The 21,588-nt window shown below is 67.9% G+C and carries 21 protein-coding genes; 11 read left to right on the top strand and 10 right to left on the bottom strand.

The features are described from left to right. Positions 1 to 32: 32 nt before the first annotated feature. Complete coding sequence (hisD, locus tag BJG92_RS14035) at positions 33 to 1,424, top strand: histidinol dehydrogenase (RefSeq protein ID WP_232084609.1); 1,392 nt, start codon at positions 33 to 35, stop codon at positions 1,422 to 1,424. Between the two features lie 135 nt (positions 1,425 to 1,559). Continuing rightward, positions 1,560 to 2,051, top strand: coding sequence for a transcriptional regulator NrdR (gene nrdR, locus BJG92_RS14030; protein WP_232084608.1), 492 nt, complete (start codon positions 1,560 to 1,562; stop codon positions 2,049 to 2,051). Between the two features lie 206 nt (positions 2,052 to 2,257). Here the strand turns inward: nrdR and ppgK are convergent, their stop codons facing one another. Then, positions 2,258 to 3,061 carry a polyphosphate--glucose phosphotransferase gene (ppgK, locus tag BJG92_RS14025; protein ID WP_232084607.1) on the bottom strand — a complete coding sequence of 268 codons (804 nt, stop codon included), beginning with the start codon at positions 3,059 to 3,061 and terminating at the stop codon, positions 2,258 to 2,260. Positions 3,062 to 3,151: 90 nt separating this feature from the next. Then, positions 3,152 to 4,030, bottom strand: coding sequence for a type I methionyl aminopeptidase (gene map, locus BJG92_RS14020; protein ID WP_232084606.1), 879 nt, complete (start codon positions 4,028 to 4,030; stop codon positions 3,152 to 3,154). Between the two features lie 128 nt (positions 4,031 to 4,158). Here map and BJG92_RS14015 point away from each other — a divergent pair, with 128 nt between their 5' ends. Genes BJG92_RS14015 through BJG92_RS14005 form a run of 3 tightly spaced genes read left to right on the top strand, consistent with a single transcriptional unit; the run spans position 4,159 to position 6,953 of the window. Further along, a complete protein-coding gene (locus BJG92_RS14015; RefSeq protein WP_232084605.1) occupies positions 4,159 to 4,323 on the top strand; it encodes an SPOR domain-containing protein in 165 nt (54 codons plus the stop codon). 10 nt (positions 4,324 to 4,333) lie between these two features. Further along, entirely contained in the window at positions 4,334 to 4,864 is a 531-nt protein-coding gene (locus BJG92_RS14010) for an AAA family ATPase (RefSeq protein WP_232084604.1), read from the top strand. Positions 4,865 to 4,904: 40 nt separating this feature from the next. After that, on the top strand, positions 4,905 to 6,953 hold the full coding sequence (locus BJG92_RS14005; RefSeq protein WP_232084603.1) for a phage holin family protein: 2,049 nt from the start codon (positions 4,905 to 4,907) through the stop codon (positions 6,951 to 6,953). 42 nt (positions 6,954 to 6,995) lie between these two features. On the opposite strand, the gene BJG92_RS14000 is transcribed toward BJG92_RS14005, so the two are convergent. From BJG92_RS14000 to panB, 3 genes are all read right to left on the bottom strand, one after another. Further along, entirely contained in the window at positions 6,996 to 7,751 is a 756-nt protein-coding gene (locus BJG92_RS14000; RefSeq protein WP_232084602.1) for an MBL fold metallo-hydrolase, read from the bottom strand. Between the two features lie 45 nt (positions 7,752 to 7,796). Continuing rightward, positions 7,797 to 8,192, bottom strand: a complete 396-nt coding sequence (locus BJG92_RS13995) for an SHOCT domain-containing protein (protein WP_232084601.1) — start codon at positions 8,190 to 8,192, stop codon at positions 7,797 to 7,799. Positions 8,193 to 8,372: 180 nt separating this feature from the next. After that, the gene (gene panB, locus BJG92_RS13990; protein ID WP_232084600.1) at positions 8,373 to 9,263 is read right to left on the bottom strand and encodes a 3-methyl-2-oxobutanoate hydroxymethyltransferase; all 891 of its coding nucleotides are present in this window, start codon (positions 9,261 to 9,263) and stop codon (positions 8,373 to 8,375) included. A 260-nt stretch (positions 9,264 to 9,523) separates the two neighbouring features. Here panB and glnA (BJG92_RS13985) point away from each other — a divergent pair, with 260 nt between their 5' ends. From glnA (BJG92_RS13985) to BJG92_RS13970, 4 genes are all read left to right on the top strand, one after another. Then, on the top strand, positions 9,524 to 10,864 hold the full coding sequence (gene glnA, locus BJG92_RS13985; RefSeq protein WP_232084599.1) for a type I glutamate--ammonia ligase: 1,341 nt from the start codon (positions 9,524 to 9,526) through the stop codon (positions 10,862 to 10,864). 9 nt (positions 10,865 to 10,873) lie between these two features. Continuing rightward, complete coding sequence (locus BJG92_RS13980) at positions 10,874 to 13,885, top strand: bifunctional [glutamine synthetase] adenylyltransferase/[glutamine synthetase]-adenylyl-L-tyrosine phosphorylase (protein WP_232084598.1); 3,012 nt, start codon at positions 10,874 to 10,876, stop codon at positions 13,883 to 13,885. A gap of 71 nt (positions 13,886 to 13,956) precedes the next feature. Beyond that, positions 13,957 to 14,373 (top strand): VOC family protein, encoded by a 417-nt coding sequence (locus BJG92_RS13975; RefSeq protein ID WP_232084597.1) that lies wholly within the window; start codon positions 13,957 to 13,959, stop codon positions 14,371 to 14,373. A gap of 66 nt (positions 14,374 to 14,439) precedes the next feature. Continuing rightward, positions 14,440 to 14,955, top strand: a complete 516-nt coding sequence (locus BJG92_RS13970; protein ID WP_232084596.1) for a GNAT family N-acetyltransferase — start codon at positions 14,440 to 14,442, stop codon at positions 14,953 to 14,955. Positions 14,956 to 15,081: 126 nt separating this feature from the next. Here the strand turns inward: BJG92_RS13970 and glnA (BJG92_RS13965) are convergent, their stop codons facing one another. Next, positions 15,082 to 16,506 (bottom strand): type I glutamate--ammonia ligase, encoded by a 1,425-nt coding sequence (glnA, locus tag BJG92_RS13965; RefSeq protein ID WP_232084595.1) that lies wholly within the window; start codon positions 16,504 to 16,506, stop codon positions 15,082 to 15,084. 296 nt (positions 16,507 to 16,802) lie between these two features. Between glnA (BJG92_RS13965) and BJG92_RS13960 the strand changes: the two genes are divergently transcribed. Then, a complete protein-coding gene (locus BJG92_RS13960) occupies positions 16,803 to 17,240 on the top strand; it encodes an RDD family protein (RefSeq protein ID WP_232084594.1) in 438 nt (145 codons plus the stop codon). A 51-nt stretch (positions 17,241 to 17,291) separates the two neighbouring features. Here BJG92_RS13960 and BJG92_RS13955 read toward each other — a convergent pair whose 3' ends face one another. From BJG92_RS13955 to lipB, 4 genes are all read right to left on the bottom strand, one after another. Next, the gene (locus BJG92_RS13955) at positions 17,292 to 17,654 is read right to left on the bottom strand and encodes a DUF3817 domain-containing protein (protein WP_232084593.1); all 363 of its coding nucleotides are present in this window, start codon (positions 17,652 to 17,654) and stop codon (positions 17,292 to 17,294) included. Positions 17,655 to 17,772: 118 nt separating this feature from the next. Then, positions 17,773 to 18,534 carry a DUF4191 domain-containing protein gene (locus BJG92_RS13950; RefSeq protein ID WP_232084592.1) on the bottom strand — a complete coding sequence of 254 codons (762 nt, stop codon included), beginning with the start codon at positions 18,532 to 18,534 and terminating at the stop codon, positions 17,773 to 17,775. Positions 18,535 to 18,624: 90 nt separating this feature from the next. Beyond that, entirely contained in the window at positions 18,625 to 19,632 is a 1,008-nt protein-coding gene (lipA, locus tag BJG92_RS13945) for a lipoyl synthase (protein WP_232084591.1), read from the bottom strand. Then, positions 19,629 to 20,306 (bottom strand): lipoyl(octanoyl) transferase LipB, encoded by a 678-nt coding sequence (gene lipB / locus BJG92_RS13940; RefSeq protein WP_269462012.1) that lies wholly within the window; start codon positions 20,304 to 20,306, stop codon positions 19,629 to 19,631. Before lipB ends, lipA begins: the two co-directional genes overlap by 4 nt. A 98-nt stretch (positions 20,307 to 20,404) precedes the next feature. Here lipB and BJG92_RS13935 point away from each other — a divergent pair. Continuing rightward, positions 20,405 to 21,588: serine/threonine-protein kinase (locus BJG92_RS13935; protein WP_232084589.1), on the top strand; the 1,184-nt coding region annotated here is incomplete at its 3' end.

The raw sequence follows: 21,588 nt of genomic DNA, 5'->3' as shown, positions 1-21,588 counted from the left end.
GGGCGCCTGCGCGGGGCACGTAAAATGGGTGCGTGACCCTTACACCTGACAGCCACGTGCCCCCGGCCAGCGCGCCCGCCGTTCCCGCCGACCTCACCTTCCGCACCGTTGACCTGCGCGGCCAGCGGCTGACGCTCGCCGGACTCCGTGCCGCGGTTCCCCGGGCACAGCCGGGCACCATGGCCGACGCCGAAGAGAAGGTTCAGGGCATCATCACCGCGGTCCGTACCCGAGGCTTCGCGGCCCTGAGCGAGCTGGCACTGGCCTTCGACGGCGTGGAACAGACCCACCCGCGCGTCCCGGCCGAGGCGCTGCACGCTGCCCTCGCCGGCCTCGATCCGGCCGTGCGTGCGGCGCTGGAAGAATCCATCCGGCGGGCCCGCCGCTTCGCGGACGCCCAGCGGCCGGCGGACACCGACGTCGAACTCGGCGACGGCGCCGTCGTCAGCCAGCACTGGGTGCCGGTGGCCCGCGTGGGCCTCTATGTCCCGGGCGGACTGGCCGTGTATCCCTCGTCGGTGATCATGAACGTTGTCCCGGCCCTCGCCGCCGGCGTGGAATCGATCGCCCTCGCATCACCCCCGCAAAAGGACTTCGCCGGGCTCCCGCACCCGACCATCCTCGCCGCCGCTTGCCTGCTCGGGATCGAAGAGGTTTACGCGATCGGCGGAGCCCAGGCGATCGCCGCCTTCGCCTACGGCATCCCGGCGACCGGCGGCACGGCCGGGATTGACCCGGTGGACGTCGTCACCGGCCCGGGCAACATCTTCGTCGCCACGGCCAAGCGCCTCGTCAAGGGCGTCGTCGGGATCGACTCCGAGGCGGGCACCACCGAAATCGCGATCCTGGCCGACGCCGCAGCCCAGCCGGCCCTCGTCGCCGCGGACCTGATCAGCCAGGCGGAGCACGACCCCAAGGCGGCATCCGTACTGTTCACGGATTCCGAGGAACTCGCGGCGGCGGTCCGCGGGGAGCTGGACCGCCAGGCCGCTGCCACCAAGCACAGCGCCCGGGTCCGCGAGGCACTATCGGGGCCGCAGTCCGGCGTCGTCCTCGTGGACGACCTGGAACAGGGCATCGCGGCCTGCGACGCTTACGCCGCGGAACACCTGGAGATCATGACGGCGGACGCCGCCGGCGTCGCCGCCCGAATCCGCAACGCCGGAGCGATCTTCGTGGGGGACTACAGCCCCGTCAGCCTCGGTGACTACTGCGCCGGCTCCAACCATGTCCTGCCGACCAGCGGAACCGCTGCCTTCTCCTCGGGCCTGAACGTCACGACCTTCCTGCGCGCCATCCAGGTGATCAACTACAGCCGATCCGCCCTGGAGCAGGTGAGCGGACACATCGTGAGCCTGGCCGGAGCTGAAGACCTGCCGGCCCACGGGGAGGCTGTCACGGCACGGTTCCTCACGGGCGCCTGACCACTACATGTAGTAATTACAGGCTTGTTATTCAGCTATATCTAGTCGTAAACTGGGCACGGAGCGAACGTTCCGGAACGCACCGGCGCTCTCCAGCGTCAGGGATTGCCAGCTTGCGACAGGGGAGGAAACGACATGTATTGCCCGTTCTGCCGTAACCCTGATTCCCGCGTGGTGGACAGCCGCATCGCCGACGACGGTTCGGCCATCCGGCGCCGCCGGCAGTGTCCCGAGTGCGGACGCCGCTTCACCACCGTGGAGACCACGAGCCTGACCGTGATCAAGCGCTCGGGCGTCGGCGAGCCGTTCAGCCGCAGCAAGGTCATCAACGGAGTCCGCAAGGCCTGCCAGGGCCGTCCCGTCACGGAAGACGACCTCGCCATGCTGGCCCAGGAAGTCGAAGAGGCGATCCGGGCCGCCGGTGCCGCCGAAATCGATGCGCACGAAGTCGGCCTGGCCATCCTGAACCCGCTGCAGAAGCTCGATGAGGTCGCCTACCTGCGCTTCGCCAGCGTCTACCAGGCCTTCGAATCCCTCGAGGACTTCGAAGCGGCCATCTCCCTGCTCCGCCATGAGGCGCAGACCAAGGGGCGGGAAGACCAGAGCACGCAGAAGAGCCCGCTCTAGGCCCGGTTCGGGAGCGCCGGCGCGCAGACTCCGGCGCACAGACTCCGGTGGTGGCAGCGGAGGGGAAGCCGCGGCCACCACCGGCACCACCCCACCCAACTGACTCGCAGCTGGGCCGTTTTGGACGCTGAAAGCGGCCTCTGCTGCGAGCCAGTTGGGTTCCGGGGCGGGAGCCACGTGCCGGACAGTGGAAGCGGGCCGGGTGGCTACTTGGCCAGTTTGTGCTTCAGTGCAATCTCGAGGGCGGCGCCGACGATTCCGGCGTCGTTCTTCAGCTCGGCCGGGACGATCGGCGTGCGCAGCTTCATGTGCGGCAGGTACTCGTCGGCGCGCTTGGAGATGCCGCCGCCCACAATGAACAGTTCGGGGGAGAACAGGAACTCCACGTGGGAGAAATAGCGCTGCAGCAGCACGCTGTACTGCTCCCAGCTCAGCCCGTCCCGCTCGCGCGCCACGGCTGACGCCTTGCTCTCGGCGTCGAATCCGTCAATCTCCAGGTGGCCCAGTTCGGCGTTCGGGACGAGCTTGCCGTCAAAGATGAAGGCCGAACCGATCCCCGTGCCGAGCGTGATGACCAGCACGGTGCCGTTCACGGATTTGCCGGCGCCGTAGCGAGCCTCGGCCAGCCCAGCGGCGTCGGCGTCGTTGATGACCTCAACGGGGCGTCCGAGGCGGGCCGTGAGCAGTCCGTCGATGTCCATTTCCAGCCAGGACTTGTCCACGTTCGCGGCCGAGTGGACCACGCCGTGCTGGATGATGCCCGGGAACGTGACACCCACAGGGGTGCCGGCCTCGGGGGCGTCGGGGCGGGCGGAGAGTTCGGCGACAACCTGGGCGACCACTTCGGCAACGGACTCGGGCGTGGAAGGCTGCGGGGTGGGGATGCGCAGGCGCTCACCGAGCAGCTTTCCCTTCTTCAGGTCGACGATCCCGCCCTTGATCCCGGTGCCCCCGACGTCGATGCCGATCAGCGGGGCGTTCTTCTTCGAATTCTCGTCCTTCTTGGCCAATGTGGTTCCGTTCGTGGCAGGGGGGCGGAGCTAGGAGGGTGCGGCCCAGGGCCGACGGGCGAAGACCGCGATCTTTTGGTGGAGACGAAATTAGGGGAGGGTCAGCACTTCGGCGCCGGACTCCGTGACGAGCAGGGTGTGCTCGAACTGCGCGGTGCGCTTGTGGTCGCGGGTCACAACGGTCCAGTCATCGGCCCACATGTCCCAGTCCACCGTTCCCAGGGTCAGCATGGGTTCGATCGTGAACACCATACCCGCTTCCATGACGGTGTTGTAGGCGGGAGCGGCGTCATAGTGCGGGATGATCAGCCCGGTATGGAACGCTTCGCCGACGCCGTGGCCGGTAAAGTCGCGGACTACGCCGTAGCCGAAGCGCTTCGCGTAGGACTCGATGGTCCGGCCGATCACGTTGATTTCGCGTCCCGGCGCGACCGCCCGAATGGCACGGTTCAGCGATTCCTTGGTGCGTTCGACCAGGAGGCGGGATTCCTCGTCCACTCCGCCGACCAGGAAGGTGTGGTTGGTGTCGCCATGCACACCGCCGATGAAGGCCGTGATGTCGATGTTGAGAATGTCACCGTCCTGGACCACGGTGGTGTCCGGGATCCCGTGGCAGATGACCTCGTTGAGGGAGGAACACAGCGACTTCGGAAAGCCCCGGTACCCGAGGGTGGAGGGGTAGGCATTGTGGTCCAGCAGGAACTCATGGCCCACCCGGTCCAGCTGGTCGGTGGTGACGCCGGGCGCGATGTGCTTGCCGACCTCCACGATGGCCTGGGCGGCGATCCTTGAGGCGATCCGGATCTTCTCAATCGTTTCCGCCGATTTGACCTCGGACCCCGTGAACTTGGCAGGGCCCGGCTTGCCCACATATTCCGGACGCGGGATGGACGCCGGCACGGGAAGCTGCGGGCTCACCGTCCCCGGGACAAGCGTGCCGATGGGTGCAGTGGAGACTAGAGAAGGCATAGATTGATCATATAAGCCCCCGGGCCCGGCCCGGAAAATACAGCCCGGAAAATACAGCCGCGGATTACAGCACGGACACATGGCCGGGGCCAGAGTCCGGACACGATCCGGGCCATGAAGGAGGACAAATGCCCGAATACTGGTACAACGTCAACACTCACGAGATCGAGGAAGACGCCATGTCCGACTGGAGCCAGCTGATCGGACCCTATAAGACCCGTGCGGAAGCCGAGCACGCACTCGAAAAGGTCAAGGCCCGCAACGAGGCGTGGGAGAAGGGCGAGGACGACTAGGGCCGACGCGTTGACCGGACTGATCCTGGTGAACGGGCTGCCCGGGTCCGGCAAGTCGACCCTCGCCCGGGAACTGGCCGTCGCGCTGGAACTGCCGCTGTTCTCCAAGGACGCCTACAAGGAGAGCCTCTGGGCCCGTGACCGGGCTCCGGCCGCCGAGGAATCCACAGCCCTGGGGCGGCAAGCGCTGGAGCTCATGTGGGCCGGCATAGCCGCCGAACCGGGCCCGGCCGTCGTCGAATCCTTCTGGTTCGCGCCGCGGGACATCGACTTTCTGCGCGCCGATCTCCGAACCGCAGGCAGGGCGGCCGCCGCCGAAGTCTGGTGCGCCGTTGATGACGCCACGGCGCGGCAGCGCTGCCGGTCAAGGCAACGTCATCCCGTGCACCATGCCGCGCATGACGACGACGGGACCTGGTCCGAGTGGGTCCGGCGGGCGGCCCCGCTCGGGCTGGCCCCCGTGCTGGAAGTTAACACGGAAAAGGCGGTCGACGTGCCGCAGCTCCGGCGGCGGCTGGATCTGCTTTTTCTCACCCCGTGAGGGTGAGTGCCGGACGGATACGTCCGGCCATACTGGGAAAATGCCAACGAGTTTTTCCCGCACCCGTGGCGTCCGGCTCACCGACCTGGCGAGGCTGGCCGCTGCCTGGGCTGCTTCGACTGTAGCCCTGATAGTCACCGGCGCCCTGCTGCCGGGGTTCTCCGCAAGCAGCTGGTGGGCCTACGCCGCGGTGGCAGCAGCAGCCGGCATCGTCGGCCTGGTTCTCCGCCCAGCGCTCGTGGAGATCTCGGCCAGGGTGGGCTGGCTGGCGGTCCTTCTTATCGCCTTCGGCGGCCAAGCCCTGATCATGTACGTGGCCATCCTTTTGGTGCCCGGCGTCGAGTCGACGGGATGGACCGCCCTTGCCGCCAGCTGGGTCAGTGCCGTCGTGGGCACGCTCATCTCGTGGGCCACCACGGCCGGGAGTGATGACGGCATGATCACCTCGTTGGCCGGCCGGGCACGTCGGCAGGACGCGGTGCCCGATCCGGAGGTCGACGGCGTCCTGTTCGTCCAGCTCGACGGTGTCCCCTTCCCGGTGCTGCATTGGGCGGTCCAGTCCGGGGCGGTGCCCCATATCCGGCGCTGGCTGGCCTCGGGGGAATACGCGGTCCGCGAATGGACGCCCCAGCTGCCTTGCACCACGCCGGCGAGCCAGCTGGGGATTCTGCACGGCACCGTTGACGGGATCCCCGCATTCCGGTGGTACGACCGTGAGCTCAACCGGGTCCTGGTGGCCAACCGCCCCGCAGATGCCCGGGTGATCGAGGAAAGGCACAGCACCGGCCAGGGCCTGCTCTGCGACGACGGGGTCTCCATTTCGAACTTGTTCACCGGTGACGCCCCCCGGTCGCTCTTGACGATGAGCCGGGTGGAGGTCCGGCGCGGCTCCACCCAAACCCGTCGGGCGTTCGCCTGGTTTTTCGCTTCCCCGAACGGGTTCATGCGAAGCCTCACGCGGACCGTGGGCGAGATCATCAAGGAACGTTGGCAGGCCCGAAGGCAGGTCAAGCGTGATCTTGACCCGCGGGTGCATCGGGACTGGACCTTCGCCCTGCTGCGGGCAGTCACCAACGGAATCCTGCGTGACCTGAACACGGCCCTGGTGGCAGAAGAGTTGCGTCGGGGCACGAAGTGCATCTATGTCGACTACGTTGACTATGACGAGATTGCCCACCACGCAGGCATGTTCCGGCCCGAGTCGCTCGCAGCCTTGGACGGCCTGGACCGCACGCTGGGTTTCTTGGCCCAGCTCGCCGGGTCCGCTCCCCGCCGCTATCGGCTGGTGGTGCTCTCTGACCACGGCCAGTCCCAGGGCACCCCGTTCGCCGACCGGTACGGCCAGACGCTCGGGGATTTGTGCGAGGAACTCATCCACGAGCATGTTCAGAACGTGGACGCGTCGGTCGAAGGGCTGGGGCGGGCGGACTCGATCGCCGGCGACATCGCGGCCGGTGGAATGACCGGGAAGCTCGCCGAGCGTGCCGACGAGGCGCTGACCAAGGCCCAGCAGACGCCGGCGCCACGGACTTCCGGCCCTGGCGACGCGGCCGAGGAGCCGGTTGTCGTGCTGGGCTCGGGGAATCTGGGCCTGGTCTACGTGCGCGGCAACCGGCGCTGGACGCTCCAGGACCTTGAGGGGGAGTGGCCGGCACTGATCCCCGGACTGGCAGGGCATCCCGGCGTTGGGTTCGTTGCGGGCATCGATGACGACGGCCGGGCGTGGGCGATCGGGAGCCGCGGGCGGGTCAACATCGCAAGCGGGGAGGTGGAGGGCGCCGACCCGTTGGCTCTCTTCGGACCCCACGCGGCGCGGGTGCTCCTGCGTGCGCTGATGCACCCCGAGGCGCCGGATCTCTACGTCAACAGCACCGTCGATCCCGTAACCAACGACGTCGGTGCGTTCGAGGGCCTGGTCGGGTCCCACGGTGGCCTCGGCGGGTGGCAGGACCGCGCCGTGCTGCTCGGCCCGGCCGATCTCATGGCCGGGCTGCCCGAGCGGATAGAAGGTGCCGACGAACTCCACCGGGTGCTGGTGGCGTGGCTCGAGGCCTGCGGCCAGCGCACGGCGGCGGCATTCCGGGATTGAGCGCCTTGCCCTGTCGGCTGCCGGGCGCTGAGGTTCATCAACTCACGCGGGCACTACCCATGACTGGCCGGGAGCCAGGATGACTGCCGTGCAGCCCGGAGCCTGCTCCCCGACGGCGGCAGCAAACCGGCGCCCGGGCTGCTCAAGCCAGCTCCGGGCAAAGTGTGTGATCAGCGGAGGGTGCAGCGTTCCCCAGTGCACGGGTAGGGCGAATCGCGCACCGCTCATGGCGACAGCCTGGGCGGCGCTCTCCGGAGTCAGGTGTCCCGCCGAGAGCCTCGGTCCCCACCCCCAGACCGGCACCAGGGCCACATCGATCGGCCCGCCTGCCATGGCCGGGAGCGCTGCCATCTCCGGATACAACCCCGTATCACCGGCGATCCAGACGATGCCCGACGGGCCCCGGACCACGTACCCATTGGCGTCGTTGGGACGGTGTGGCATCGGGCGGCTATGGTGCTCGGCCGGCACCTGGCGAATCCGGACCCCGCCTACCGCTGTCCAGCCCTCTCCCAAGGGAACTGCGTCAAGCAACTTCCGGCGACGCAGCCAGGCGGCATTCGCCGGAGCGCTCAGCAGCGCCGCCCCCCGCAGCATGCGGAGGGAGCGCAACTCGGCGTGGTCGTGGTGGAGGTGGGAGAGGAGTACTGCGTCCGGCCGGCTCCACGACGCCGGGTCCGGCCGCGGAGCCAGGCGGCGCAGGAGCCCGGCGTGGGCACGAAGCAGCGGATCGGTCAGAACCCGAACCCCGTCGATGTCCAGCACCACCGAGGAGTGACCGAGCCACGTGATTTTCATGTTGTTGCTTGTCCCGGGATTCTGCGGGCGCAACCCGCTGAACCGTCAGGCCATGGCCTTTGCCTTGAGGGAATCGAACTCGGTCTGGTCGATGACGCCGGAATCGAGCAGCGCCTTGGCGTCGGCGATCTGGGTGGCCGGAGCGGCTGACTTGCCCGCGACCTGCTGGATGTACTCCTGCTGGGCAGCCTGCTGCCGGGCGATTTCCGTCATCTGCCGTTCGGCCATGCTGCGGCCTCGGGCGATCAGGTAGATCAGGGCGCCGAGCCAGGGCACCAGGACCAGCAATATTATCCAGCCGGCCTTGGCCCAGCCGCTGAGCGTGTGGTCGCCGAACAGGTCAAACAAGCAGCGGAACCACACCGTGATGGCGGCGATCCAGATAAAGAACCAGAAACTCCACAGCAGGACATCCCAGAAGCTAGTCGTAATTGAGTTCATCGCTAATCCTCCACTCGTGTCCGCCGGAACCGGGCCCATCGCGTCGGGCACGAATTCGCCCGGGGCGGCGGAACATCTGCCAGGGCCTGGTTGCAGCCCTTAATGGCAAGCCTGCCCTCAGTGGCGGCGCAATGCATCGCCCGTGAAGGATGAGCTCCGGCGGGGGCCCGCGGCTATCGCCTAGAAGGAGTGCTCGGGGCCGGGGAAGTGGCCCGAGCGCACGTCCTCGCCGTAGGCTTTCGCGGCGTTGCCGAGCGAGGTCCGCAGGTCCGCGTACTGCTTGACGAATTTCGCCATTTTCCCGCCACGCAGGCCCGCCATGTCCTGCCAGACAAGGACCTGTCCCGTGGTGGCGTTCCCGGCGCCGATGCCGACGGTGGGAACCTCGACGGCGGCATCCACCGCGGCCGCCGTGACAGCGGGAACCATTTCCATCAGCACGCAGAACGCGCCGGCGTCGGCCAGCGCAACGGCGTCGTCGATTAACCGCTGGGCGTCCTCGCCCCGGCCCTGCACCCGGTAGCCGCCGAGGGCGTGCTCGCTCTGCGGCGTGAAGCCGATGTGCGCCATGACCGGGATGCCGGCCTGCACCATGGCACGAACGGTCTCGGCGTAGAACTTCCCGCCTTCGATCTTGACGGCGTGGGCGAGGCCTTCCTTCAGGAACCGCACGCCGGTGGCCACCGCCTGCTGGGCAGAGACCTCGTAGCTGCCGAACGGCAGGTCCGCCACCACCAGGGCCCGCCGGGCCGAGCGGGCGACGGCCCGGCACAGCGGAAGCAGCTCATCCACGGTCACGGGAAGACTCGTCTCATTGCCGAAGACGTTGTTGGACGCCGAATCGCCCACCAGGAGGACCTCGATGCCGGCCTGGTCGAAGATCTCCGCGGTGTACTGGTCATAGGCGGTCAGCATGGCAAAGCGCTCGCCGTCGGCCTTGGCCTGGCGAAGATGGTGGGTGCGGATCCTTGCCACCGGTTTCCGGACGGTGCCCGCAGGCGCCGGCCCGTCGCCGTAGGGGGCCGCTACTTCTGCGGGCGTGCTGGAATCGGGGCTAATGCTTGTGGCCATGGCACGAGCGTAGTGCGGTACCGGGCGTCCTAGCTACCGGGCTCCGGACCGCCGCCGGTGAAACGCATCACAGCCCCGCCGGCGGTGACCCCCTGTCCGGGGCCCGCGGGCCCGTTCCGGGGCCGGAGTGTTAACGCTGTGTTACGCGGGGCGGCCGCTCCGACATTCAGCGCCAATGATTAGTAAAGTGAACGGTGAGCAGCCGTGGGCACCATGCATGACGCCCGGGGCACGGACGAAAGAACCCGAAAGAGGCCAGTATGGACCGCCAGCAAGAGTTTGTCCTGCGGACGATCGAAGAGCGCGACGTGCGGTTCGTGCGCTTGTGGTTCACCGACGTCGTCGGATCCCTGAAGTCCGTGGCCCTGGCCCCGGCCGAAGTTGAAGGTGCCTTCGAGGAAGGCCTCGGCTTTGACGGTTCCTCCATCGAGGGCCTCGCCCGCGTCTTCGAATCCGACATGCTGGCGCAGCCGGACCCCGCGACCTTCCAGATCCTGCCCTGGCGCGGCGAGACCGAAGCGACGTCACGGATGTTCTGTGACATCCTGACGCCCGACGGCGAGCCCTCCGCCGCGGATCCCCGCAACGTCCTCAAGCGCAACCTGGCCAAGGCTGCGGACATGGGCTTCACCTGCTACACGCACCCCGAGATCGAGTTCTACCTGCTGAAGTCCCAGCAGCCCGGTCCTGACGGTTCGCCCGTCCCGGTGGACGAGGGCGGCTACTTCGACCACGTCCCGGGCGGCGTGGCCCAGGACTTCCGCCGGACTGCCGTGACCATGCTCGAATCGGTGGGCATCTCGGTGGAGTTCAGCCACCACGAGGCCGGCCCGGGGCAGAACGAGATCGACCTGCGCTACGCGGATGCGCTGCAGACCGCGGACAACATCATGACGTTCCGCACGGTGATCAAGGAAGTCGCCCTGCAGCAGGGCACCTACGCCACGTTCATGCCGAAACCGTTCACCGCCCACCCCGGTTCCGGCATGCACACCCACTTCTCGCTCTTCGAAGGGGACACCAACGCCTTCTACGAGGCCGGTGCGGAATTCCAGCTCTCCGAGACGGCCCGGCAGTTCATCGCCGGCATCCTCAAGCACGCCCCCGAATTCACCGCCGTGACCAACCAGTTCGTGAACTCCTACAAGCGCCTCTGGGGCGGCGGAGAGGCGCCGAGCTACCTCAGCTGGGGCCACAACAACCGCTCCGCCCTGGTCCGGGTGCCGCTGTACAAGCCGGGCAAAGGCCAGTCCGCGCGGATCGAGTACCGCGGCATTGATTCCGCGGCCAACCCCTACCTTGCCTACGCCGCGCTGCTCGGCGCCGGCCTCAAGGGCATCGAGGAGGGCTACCAGCTTCCCGCCGCCGCCGAGGACGATATCTGGTCACTGAGCTCGGCCGAGCGCCGCGCGATGGGCCACGATCCTCTCCCGGCCAGCCTCCATGATGCGATCCGGACCATGGAGGACTCAGAGCTCATGCCGCAGATCCTCGGCGAGCAGGTGTTCGAGCACTTCCTGCGCAACAAGCGTGCCGAGTGGCAGGACTACCGCCTCCAGGTCACGCCCTACGAGCTGCAGCGCAACCTCGGCATCCTTTAGGCGCCCCGGGTGAGCCTGGCACGACGCCTCATAGCCGCGGGTTTCAGCGACCTGGAAAACGGCGAACGGTGGCTGGCCGCTCCGGAGCTGGAGGGCCTGGACCAGGGGGCCCTGTTTGCCGGACTCCAGCTTGCCGCGGATCCGGATACCGCCCTGCAGTCCCTCGTCCGGCTGATCGAAAAGCATCCGGCATTGCGGAAACTGGCCGTGGCGGAGCCGGAGATCAGCGAGCCAATGTTCCGGGTGCTCGGTGCCTCGGAAGCGCTCGGCGAATTCCTGATCCGCCACCCGGAGCACCTCGACGCCTTCGAGGTGACGGCGAGCCCGGAGCCCCGGGCCGCGGACACGGCGGTGCTGCGGTCCCTGCTGCTGCAGTCCGTGCGGGCCGATCCGACATCCGCCCGGCCGGTCGCGGGAGTGTCCGGCCGCGAGGCCTATGAGGCGCTCCGCACGGCGTACCGGCGGGGCCTCGTGGAGCTCGCGGTCAAGGACCTCTGCGCGGCGGACCCGCTGGACTTCATGCCGGCCGCCGGCGCCGAACTGGCCGATCTGGCCGGCGCCGCCATCGAGGCCGCCCTCGCCGTCTCCCGCGCCGAAGCTGCCGAACACTTCAGCGCGGCCGAAGTGGCCGACGTCGGGCTCGCCGTGATCGGCATGGGCAAGTGCGGCGCCCGCGAGCTCAACTACATTTCCGACGTCGACGTCATTTACGTGATCGAGTCCGGCGAACTCGAGGATTCCCGGGCCAACACGATCGGCACGGCCCTGGCCTCCGGGATCTCGCGGGCGATCATGTCCACGAGCCGGGAACCCGGACTGTGGGAGGTGGACGCCAATCTCCGCCCCGAAGGCCGGTCCGGCCCGCTGGTCCGGACCCTGGCCTCCCACGAGAGCTACTACGCGCGCTGGGCCGAGAGCTGGGAGTTCCAGGCGCTCCTGAAGGCCCGGACCATCGCCGGCGACGCGGAGCTCGGCGCCCGCTACGAGGCCGCCCTCGCCCCGCTGATCTGGTCCTCCGCCGGACGCGAGGGCTTCGTCGATTCCGTCCGTTCCATGCGCCGCCGGGTCACCGAGCACATCCCGTCCGACGAGGAGCAGCGGCAGATCAAGCTGGGCCGCGGCGGTCTGCGCGATGTCGAGTTCACCGTCCAGCTGCTGCAGCTGGTGCACGGAAAATCCGACGAGTCGCTGCGCTGCCGCGACACCACCTCGGCCATCGCCGCGCTGTCCGATGCCGGCTACATCGGCCGCTCCGACGCCGCGGAATTCGACCGCGACTACCGCTACCTCAGGCTGCTCGAACACCGGATCCAGCTCTTCCAGCTTCGCCGCACCCACCTCATGCCGGTCAAGGAGTCCTCGCTGCGCACCCTCGCCAAGGCCGTGCTGGGGCCCTTCTCCACGGAACGGCCGCAGCCGGACGCCCTGATGGCGGCCTGGCGCAAAACAAAACGCTCCGTCCGCGAACTCCACGAGCGCATCTTCTACCGCCCCCTGCTCAACACCGCCGCCGGGCTCAGCAGCGAGGAGGCGCGGCTGACCCCGGAAGCGGCGCAGGGGCGACTCGCCGCCCTGGGCTACCTCGACCCGCCCGGTGCCATGCGGCACATCGAGGCGCTCACCGCCGGCGTGAGCCGCCGTGCGGCGCTTCAGCGCCAGCTCCTGCCGATCCTGCTCGGCTGGCTCGCCGACGGCGTCGACCCGGACGGCGGTCTGCTCGCTTTCCGCCGGGTCAGCGAGGCACTCGGCACCACACACTGGTATCTGGGCCTGCTCCGGGACTCGACGGCGGCGGCCGAGCGGCTCTGCCACGTGCTCTCCAGCTCCCGGCTGATCTCGGACCTGCTGGAGGTTTCCCCCGAGTCCGTTGCCTGGCTCGGCGCAGACAAGGAACTGGTGCCCCTGGCCTTCGAGGCACAATGGCTGGAGATGGCCTCGAAGATGTCCCGGCACGCGGCACCGGAAAGCGCCATGCGCCTGATCCGGCTGATCCGCCGCCGCGAGATCCTGCGGATCGCGATCGCCGACAGCGCCGGGCTCCTGGACCAGGATCAGGTGGGCGCGGCCCTGGCTGACACCGACCGCGCCGCGGTCCTGGGCGCGCTGCGCGTCGCCGAAACCATGGTCACAGCCGGGGAGCCGCTCAAAACCCGCGTGCTCGTGGTGGCGATGGGTCGCCAGGGTGGCCGGGAGATCGGCTACGGCTCCGACGCCGACGTGATGTACGTCCACCGGGGGCTTCCCGGTGTCCCGGAGGATGAGGCGCAGCAGCAGGCCCAGCAGATCGTCAGCCGGCTCTCGAACCTCCTGACCCAGCCCCTGAAGCCCGCCATCCTCGCCGAACGGGTCCTGATGGTCGATGCGGACCTGCGCCCCGAGGGCAAGAGCGGGCCGATGGTGCGGTCGCTGGCGTCCTACGCCGAGTACTACCGCCGGTGGTCGCTCGTCTGGGAGGCCCAGGCGCTCCTGCGGGCCCGCCCCATGGCCGGCGACGACGCGCTGGCCGCCGATTTCATCGCGTTGATCGACCCGCTCCGCTATCCGGAAACCCTTTCCGAGCAGGACGTGCGGGAAGTCCGGCGCGTCAAGGCCAGGGTCGAATCGGAACGCCTGCCGCGCGGGGCCGATCCTGCCCGGCACCTGAAACTGGGCAGGGGCGGCCTGAGCGACGTCGAATGGCTCGCCCAGCTGCTGCAGCTCCAGCACGCCGGGCAACACCCCGGGCTGCGGACCACCTCGACAGTCGAGGCCCTCGAGTCCGCGGCCGCCGTCGGGCTCCTCGAAGCGGGGGACGTCGTGATCCTGCTCCGGGCGTGGCGCCTGGCGAGCCGGATCCGCTCCGCCAACGTGATCTGGACCGGCCGGGCCTCGGATGTGCTGCCGTCCTCCCGCCGGGACCTCGAAGCCGTCGCCCGCTGGTGCGGCTACGGGCAGGGCAACGCCGCGGCCCTGGAGGAGGACTACCTGCGGCTCAGCCGCCGCGCCCGGAGTGTGTTCGACCGGGTTTTCTACGGCCAGTAGCGGTGCCCGCGGGAGCCAGGCGGTGGCGGGGCAGGGCTGACATGCGCCGGGCCCGGTGCTACTTTGGGCGCATGGCCAAGCAAATGTTCCTGAATCTGCCCGTCAAGGACCTCGACAAAAGCGTTGAATTTTTCAGCGCCCTGGGGTTCTCCTTCAACCCCGACTTCACTGATGAGAATGCCACGTCCATGATCATCAACGACGACGCGTTTGTGATGCTGTTGACGGAGGGCTATTTCAAGACCTTCACGTCGAAGTCCGTCGCGGACGCCCGCAGCGCCACCGAGGCCATCATGTCCTTTTCGCTGGACAGCCGGGAGGAGGTCGACGTCATGGTCAAAAGAGCCCTGACCGCCGGCGGTACACCGTCCCAGGAAGCCCAGGACTACGGTTTCATGTACACGCACAGCTTCCAGGACCCGGACGGCCACTTGTGGGAAGTCTTTTGGATGGATCCGGCCGGACCGCCAAAGGACGCCGCGCTCTAGCCGGGCGCTCCAGCCCGGAACGCCGGTCCGACTCCGGCGGCTGCCCCGCCTGGGTACGCTTTTGTCATGCCTGACAATGTGTGGCTGCTGCCGCTGAAGAACCTCGACGACGACGCCCGCGCCATCAAGCTGGGCGAGATCGCGGTCCTGGCAGTCACCGCGGAGCAGCGGATGTTCGTCGGCGATCCGCTGCGGATGATGCTCGTGGGACTGGAAGAAGAGTCCCGCCACCCCTTCGTGATTGATTCCAACGGCGTGGCCGTGGGGGTGCTGACCCTGCAGACCGGGGCGGCCACCGCAGCCGGCTGGGCCGATGACGACTCGGCCTGGCTGCTGCGCGGCTTCCTCATCGACCGCCTCCGGCAGGGTCAGGGCCTGGGCGCGCTGGCAGCCGGGGCGGCCGTCCGTGCGGCCGCGAAGCTGACGGCGGCCCTCGGCGGGGGACAGTCCGGCATCGTGCTCTCCGTGAATGAACTCAACGCCGCGGGGCAGGCCGCCTACCGCAAGGCGGGATTCGCGGACCACGGCCAGTACGTCGGCGGCGACTCCGGACCGCAGCGGACCATGTACCGGGGATTCTGAACTGTTCTGCTGCCGCCCAGCGGCCCGGTTCGGCGCCGTGCCGGTCGCACCCGTTAACGACGGCGGCCCCCACCGGAAAGGTGGGGGCCGCCGTCGGGCAATTCTTTGGTGGGATGCCGCTGGTGGCTAGACGCCGTAGTACAGCTCGAATTCGAACGGGTTCGGACGCAGCGAGAGCGGACGGATCTCGTTCTCGTACTTGTATTCGATCCAGGTGTCGATCAGGTCCTGGGTGAACACGCCGCCGGCCTGCAGGAACTCGTTGTCCTCGGCCAGGGCATCCAGGGCTTCCTCAAGCGTGCCGGGAGCCTTGGGGATGTCCTTGGCTTCCTCGGCGGGGAGCTCGTAGAGGTCCTTGTCGATCGGGGCGGGCGGTTCGATGCGGTTGCGGATACCGTCGATCCCGGCCATCAGCTGGGCAGCGAAGGCCAGGTACGGGTTGGACGAGGGATCCGGCGCGCGGAATTCGATGCGCTTGGCCTTGGGGTTGGAGCCCGTGATCGGGATGCGGATACCGGCGGAGCGGTTACCCTGCGAGTACACCATGTTGACCGGAGCTTCGAAGCCCTTGACCAGGCGGCGGTAGGAGTTGACCGTCGGGTTGGTGAAGGCAAGCACGGCCGAGGAGTGCTTCAGCAGGCCGCCGATGTACCAGCGGGCCATGTCGGAGAGGCCGGCGTAACCCTTTTCGTCGTAGAACAGCGGCTCGCCGCCGTTCCACAGCGACTGGTGGCAGTGCATGCCCGAGCCGTTGTCGCCAAAGACGGGCTTCGGCATGAAGGTGACCGACTTGCCCCAGGCATCGGCGGTGTTCTTGACGACGTACTTGAACTTCTGCAGGTCATCGGCCGCGTGGGTCAGCGTGGTGAACTTGTAGTTGATCTCGGCCTGGCCGGCGGAGCCGACTTCGTGGTGGCTGCGCTCGACCTCAAGGCCGGCCTCGTCGAGGGCGACGCACATGGCGTCGCGGAGGTCCGCCTGCTTGTCCGTCGGGGAGACCGGGAAGTAGCCGCCCTTAATGGGGGTCTTGTAGCCGAGGTTGCCGCCCTCTTCTTCACGGCCGGTGTTCCAGTGGGCTTCCTCGGAATCGATCTTGTAGAAGCTGCCCTGCGGGGAGGACTGGTACTGGACGTTGTCGAACACGAAGAACTCGGCCTCGGGGGCGAAGAACGCGGTGTCGGCGATGCCGGTGGACGCGAGGTAGGCCTCGGCCTTTTCGGCCACGCCGCGCGGATCGCGGTGGTAGGGGTCACCCGTGCGCGGGTTCACGATCGAGAAGTTCAACGCGAGGGTCTTTTCCAGGCGGAACGTGTCGAGGAACGCGGTGGTAACGTCCGGAATGAGCTGCATGTCCGACTCCGCGATGCCCTGGAAACCCCGGATCGAGGATCCGTCGAAGAGCTGGCCGTTGACGAAGAAGTCCGCGTCAACGCTCTTGGCGGGCACGTTGAAGTGCTGCTGAACGCCTGGGAGATCGGTGAAGCGGATATCGACGAACTTAACGTCTTCGTCTTTGATGAACTTGAGGACTTCGTCCGCAGTCTTGAACATCTATGCTCCTTATGCATGTGAAAGATCTGGCCGTCAGGCCGTGTGGTCCAGCGCAGTCCGACAGCGGGGAAAACTCACGGTTCGCCCCGCTTCAGTGCCGCTAGCAACTGTTACCACCCTAAGGACACGGAGTTTCCCCGCGGTGTCCGCTTTGTTTCGGGCAGGTTACGGAATGCCCTGACACATATACGCTAGTCGGCGTCCACACTGTGGGCTATCAGGTTCCATGGTGTGGCCTCCCGAAGTCCATCCCGTGGACATGCCTGAGCCGCGATCTTTGCCGATAGTCTTGGAGGGTGGTTGATCGCAAAGACATAGGCTCATGGCTCACCGGGCCGGACACGTCCGGCATCTCGAAGTACCCGGGGGAGCGGCTGGGGCTGCCCCAATCGGGGCCGGGCTCGATCGCCCGTGCCGGCCGGCGCATCGCCGCCATCTGCATCGACTGGGGGATTGCGCTGCTGATCAGCGGGTTTGCCTTCGCCGGCAACTCCTGGGCCACCCTGGCCGTGTTCGCCGTCGAGCAGGCCCTCCTGATCGGCACGCTGGGCTACAGCATCGGCCACCGCGTTATGGGCATTCACGTGGTCCGGCTTGGCGGCGGCCCCGCCGGGCCGCTGCCGGCTCTGGTCCGCACCCTGCTGCTGTGCCTGGTGATCCCCGCCGTCATCTTCGACCCGGACCAGCGCGGACTGCACGACAAAGCCGTCAACACCCTGCTCGTCCGGAGGTAGCTTCCGCGGGTGCGCCGGTGCGCCGGTGCGCCGGTGCGACGGCGGACGGGGCTAGGTGCCGGCACTCGCCCGTGCCGGCGTCGAAGCGTCCCGGCCGCGCGTGAACGTGAGATAGCCGTGACGGCCTGCCCAGCGTTCAAACCACACGGTGGCGAAGGGAAGGACGGCGGACAGCCCTGCCAGCACGGCCACCCGGAACGGCCAGCGCTGCAGGCCCCACAGGCTCAGCGCCGCGAGGCCGTAGCCGATAAAGAACGCCCCGTGGAGGGGACCTGCGATTTCTACCCCCAGTTCCGTGGTCCGGGTGACCCATTTAAGGATCATCCCGATCAGCAGTGCGGCCCAGCTGAAGCCCTCGGCGATGGCAAGGACCCGGAAGATCCGGATCCTGGCGGACGGGGCGGAACCATTCATGGCGGAGTCTCCAGGTTCTGTTTGGCAAACGTCGGGTCAGGGTCCGGGCAAAAAAACGCCCCGGCGGCCGGCCTGTCGGGCGGTCACCGGGGCGGTCATGAAGCCTTGGCGTTATGGCCTAGCGTCCGCGGGATGCCTTGCGGTCGGGGCGGGCCTTGTAGGGATCGATGCCCTTGGGGATGGGGAGGCGGGTTCCGAGCGAAGATATGCGCTTGGAAACGGTGTTGACCTCCAGCTTGGTCAGCTCGTTCTTCAGCTTGGTCATCTTCTTGGCGACCTGGCTGATGGGAACCTGCCCTTCGCCGCGGCCGCTTTCAATCACGTGGATGGTGACGTTCGGCAGGATGCGGGCGAGCCGCTTGCGCTCGGCGTCCACCAGCGGCTTGACCCGGCTGCTGGGGCCTTCGCTGACCAGCACGACGCCGGGACGGCCGATGGCTCTGAAGACGGCGTCCTGGGTGCGGGGGTTCACGGCGACGGGCTGGTCCTCGGTGATCCAGCCGCGCTTGAGCGTGCCCAGCGCGGCTCCCGAGGCACCGGGCTGGTTCTCAATCTGGGCGAAGGCGGCGCGCTCGGCCCGGCGGGACAGGATCAGCGTTGCCGCCAGGATGCCCAGCGGGATGCCGATGATCAGGCCGGTGATCCAGTTGTCGAGCAGGAACCCGACCAGGAGGCTGAGGGCTACGACACCCAGGAAGGACAGCAGCATGAGCCACGGCACCATCGGATCGTGACGGCGGGTCATCTGGAAGACCTCGCCGATCTGCTTCAGCCGGCTCGGCTTCTTGACCTTCGCTTCCTTGGGCTTGCGGGAAAAAAGGCCGCGCTTCGGAGCTTCGGAAGCCGTGGGGGAGGTGCTGGAATCAGAGGAATTCGCCATAGTGCCTTAATTCTACGTGATTCACGGCTCAGGGCCGGACGCCGGAATCACCCGGTGCCGGCCCTGAGCCGTCAATCGTGACAACTGGATTCAGGAGTGCGCCGCGAGCAGCGAGCTGGCTTCCTGGCGGGTGCTGCCGGAGCTTTCGATGTGGGCAAGTTCGGCCGGGATTTCCCAGCCCTTCTTGCGCATTGCGGTGGCCCAGAGGCGGCCGGCGCGGTAGGAGGAGCGCACCAGCGGGCCGCTCATGACGCCGAGGAATCCGATCTGGTCCGCTTCCTGCTGCAGGTCCACGAATTCCTGCGGCTTGACCCAGCGATCCACCGGCAGGTGACGCTCGGAGGGGCGCAGGTACTGGGTGATCGTGATCAGGTCGCAGCCGGCGTCATGCAGGTCCTGGAGGGCCTCGGAGATCTCCTCGCGGGTTTCTCCCATGCCCAGGATCAGGTTGGACTTGGTCACCATGCCGAGCTTGCGGCCCTGGGTGATCACGTCCAGAGAGCGGTCGTAGCGGAACGCCGGGCGGATGCGCTTGAAAATCCGAGGCACGGTCTCGACGTTGTGCGCGAACACCTCGGGCTTGGAGTCGCAGATCGCCTCGATGTGCTCCGGCTTGCCGGAGAAGTCCGGGATGAGCAGTTCGACGCCGGTGCCCGGGTTGAGCTCGTGGATCTTGCGGACCGTCTCGGCGTAGAGCCAGACGCCCTCGTCGGCGAGGTCGTCGCGGGCAACACCGGTGACGGTGGCGTAGCGCAGCTGCATGGCCAGGACGGAGCGGGCCACCTTGGTGGGTTCGAAAACGTCAACGGGGGAGGGCTTGCCGGTGTCGATCTGGCAGAAGTCGCAGCGGCGTGTGCATTCGGAGCCGCCGATCAGGAACGTGGCTTCCTTGTCTTCCCAGCATTCGAAGATGTTGGGGCATCCGGCCTCCTCACACACCGTGTGGAGGCCCTCCTTCTTGACCAGGTTCTTGAGCTGCACGAACTCCGGGCCCATCTGGACCTTGGCCTTGATCCACTCGGGCTTACGTTCCACCGGGGTGGCCGCATTGCGCTGCTCAATACGCAGCATTTTCCGGCCTTCTGGTGCCAGTGTCACAGTAGGGCTCCTTCATGGTTTGCAACTAGGGCTTCTTCATTGTTGCGCAGTTCTTCGATGACCCGCGACACGAGGTCCGCCGGCGAGATGTCCCTGCCGGTCTCCTGCGCGATCGTGGTGACCCCCGCGTCGGTGATGCCGCAGGCGATGATCTGGCCATACGGGGCAAGGTCGTTGTTGCAGTTGATCGCAAAGCCGTGCATTGTCACGCCTTCGTGGACACGAATGCCGATGGCGGCGATCTTGCGTGCCGGGCCCTTCGCATCCTCTTCGAGCCAGACGCCCGCTCGGCCGTTGATTCTGACAGCGTCGATGCCGTAATCGGACAGCACGGCGATGATGACGTCCTCGAGACGTTCCACGTAATCCCGGATGCCGGCCGGGTTCTTGAGCTTGATGATCGGGTAGCCGACGAGCTGTCCGGGACCATGCCATGTGAGTTTGCCGCCGCGGTCCACGGGCACCACGGGGGTTCCGTCAAACGGGCGTTCGTGGTCTTCGGTGCGTTTACCGGCCGTATACACGGCGGAATGCTCAAGCAGCAGGACCGTGCTGGGCGCTGTGCCGGCGGCGACCTTCCCGTGCAGCTCGCGCTGGATGTCCCAGCCGCGGGTGTAATCGACGAATTCAGGGGCGAGACCCGGCTGGGAGAACTCAAGAGTCATGGCATCCAGCTTAGTCCCCGCCCGCCGGAGCTGCGGCTTGTGTGTCCAAGCTCTCACGCCTGTGGATAACTTCTGCGGGAATCCGCGGAATCGGCTATTCCTAGGGGATGGAGCATGATGCGCTGGCCCCCGGCGGGGCCCCCAAAGTTCCCGGCTACGACGTCGAACGCTGCCTGGGGCGCGGCGGCAGTGCCACCGTCTGGCTGGTCGTCGAAGAATCAACTGGCCGTGAGTACGCCCTCAAGTGTTTCGATGACCGTGCCGGTGCGGACGGGCCTCCGGCGGACCAGCGGGAAACGGAAGAGGGGATGCGGCGGGAGGTCCGCATCCTCTCCGCACTGGACCACGGCCATCTGATCCGGGCCCATGCCGTGCTGCGGCTGCGCCCGCCGCACGACGGTGGCGAGGACGGCCTGGGGCTTGTGCTGGACTATGCCCCAGGCGGATCGCTGGGCGGGCTCCTGGCCAGCCGGGGGCAGCTGGGCCCCGGGGAGACGGTGACGGTCCTGACTCCCGTTGCGCAGGCCCTCGCCTACCTGCACGGCCATGGGTTTACCCACGGCGATGTGTCCCCTGGCAACGTCCTGTTCAGCGCCCACGGGAAACCGCTTCTGGCCGATCTCGGCGTGGCGCGGATGGTGGCCGACACGAGCCCTGTGGCCGGGGCAGGGACCGAGGGGTTCCGCGATCCCGCCCCCGTGGACGCCGTCCGGGCGGGACTTCAGCCGGAGCGCGACGTGTATTCCCTGGCTGCCCTGGGCTGGTACTGCCTCACGGGCAGGGCCCCCGAGCCGGGGGCGCAGCGGCCGCCCCTACCGCTGCTGGTGGCGGGCGTTCCGGCTGCGCTGGCGGAAGCGCTGGAAGCCGGACTCAACGATGACCGGCGGCGACGGCCCTCAGCCGCGGAATTTGCCGCGGCGGTCTACCGAAGCGCCGAGCCGGAGCCGGTAGACCTGTCCGTGTCTGTCCATCCCACGGTCATTCCCCGGCTGTTGACCCGGCGCGCCCTGCCCCGGACCGCCCGTCAGCGGCGGGCCGAGCGGCTGCGCGGATTCCTGGGCCGGAACCGGGCACCGCGCCCCGACGTGCCGCCGGCCGGGAAAACCCGCGCCGCCGCCCGGCATTCCACGAACGGTAACGGCTCTCCTGCACAGCCCGCGTCCGGCCGCCCCGCCCGCCCAGGCCGCCGCACCGCCCGCCTGGGAGTCAGCACGGCCCGTAGCACGGCCCGGGGCGGCGGCGTCTTGCGGGCGATGTCGGCGGCGCTGGTGCTGGCGGTGCTGGCGGGGGC

The organism is Arthrobacter sp. SO5 (assembly GCF_020532805.1).
In the GTDB taxonomy this organism is placed as follows: Bacteria; Actinomycetota; Actinomycetes; order Actinomycetales; family Micrococcaceae; genus Arthrobacter.
This window is presented reverse-complemented; position numbering and strand designations above follow the sequence as displayed.

Excerpts from the sequence above, each read along its gene's own strand:
- nrdR (WP_232084608.1), top strand. The coding sequence starts at position 1,560 with ATGTATTGCCCGTTCTGCCGTAACCCTGATTCCCGCGTGGTGGACAGC.
- map (WP_232084606.1), bottom strand. The coding sequence starts at position 4,030 with ATGCCTTCTCTAGTCTCCACTGCACCCATCGGCACGCTTGTCCCGGGG.
- BJG92_RS14015 (WP_232084605.1), top strand. The coding sequence starts at position 4,159 with ATGCCCGAATACTGGTACAACGTCAACACTCACGAGATCGAGGAAGAC.
- BJG92_RS14005 (WP_232084603.1), top strand. The coding sequence starts at position 4,905 with ATGCCAACGAGTTTTTCCCGCACCCGTGGCGTCCGGCTCACCGACCTG.
- BJG92_RS14000 (WP_232084602.1), bottom strand. The coding sequence starts at position 7,751 with ATGAAAATCACGTGGCTCGGTCACTCCTCGGTGGTGCTGGACATCGAC.
- BJG92_RS13995 (WP_232084601.1), bottom strand. The coding sequence starts at position 8,192 with ATGAACTCAATTACGACTAGCTTCTGGGATGTCCTGCTGTGGAGTTTC.
- panB (WP_232084600.1), bottom strand. The coding sequence starts at position 9,263 with ATGGCCACAAGCATTAGCCCCGATTCCAGCACGCCCGCAGAAGTAGCG.
- glnA (WP_232084599.1), top strand. The coding sequence starts at position 9,524 with ATGGACCGCCAGCAAGAGTTTGTCCTGCGGACGATCGAAGAGCGCGAC.
- BJG92_RS13975 (WP_232084597.1), top strand. The coding sequence starts at position 13,957 with ATGGCCAAGCAAATGTTCCTGAATCTGCCCGTCAAGGACCTCGACAAA.
- BJG92_RS13970 (WP_232084596.1), top strand. The coding sequence starts at position 14,440 with ATGCCTGACAATGTGTGGCTGCTGCCGCTGAAGAACCTCGACGACGAC.
- glnA (WP_232084595.1), bottom strand. The coding sequence starts at position 16,506 with ATGTTCAAGACTGCGGACGAAGTCCTCAAGTTCATCAAAGACGAAGAC.
- BJG92_RS13955 (WP_232084593.1), bottom strand. The coding sequence starts at position 17,654 with ATGAATGGTTCCGCCCCGTCCGCCAGGATCCGGATCTTCCGGGTCCTT.
- BJG92_RS13950 (WP_232084592.1), bottom strand. The coding sequence starts at position 18,534 with ATGGCGAATTCCTCTGATTCCAGCACCTCCCCCACGGCTTCCGAAGCT.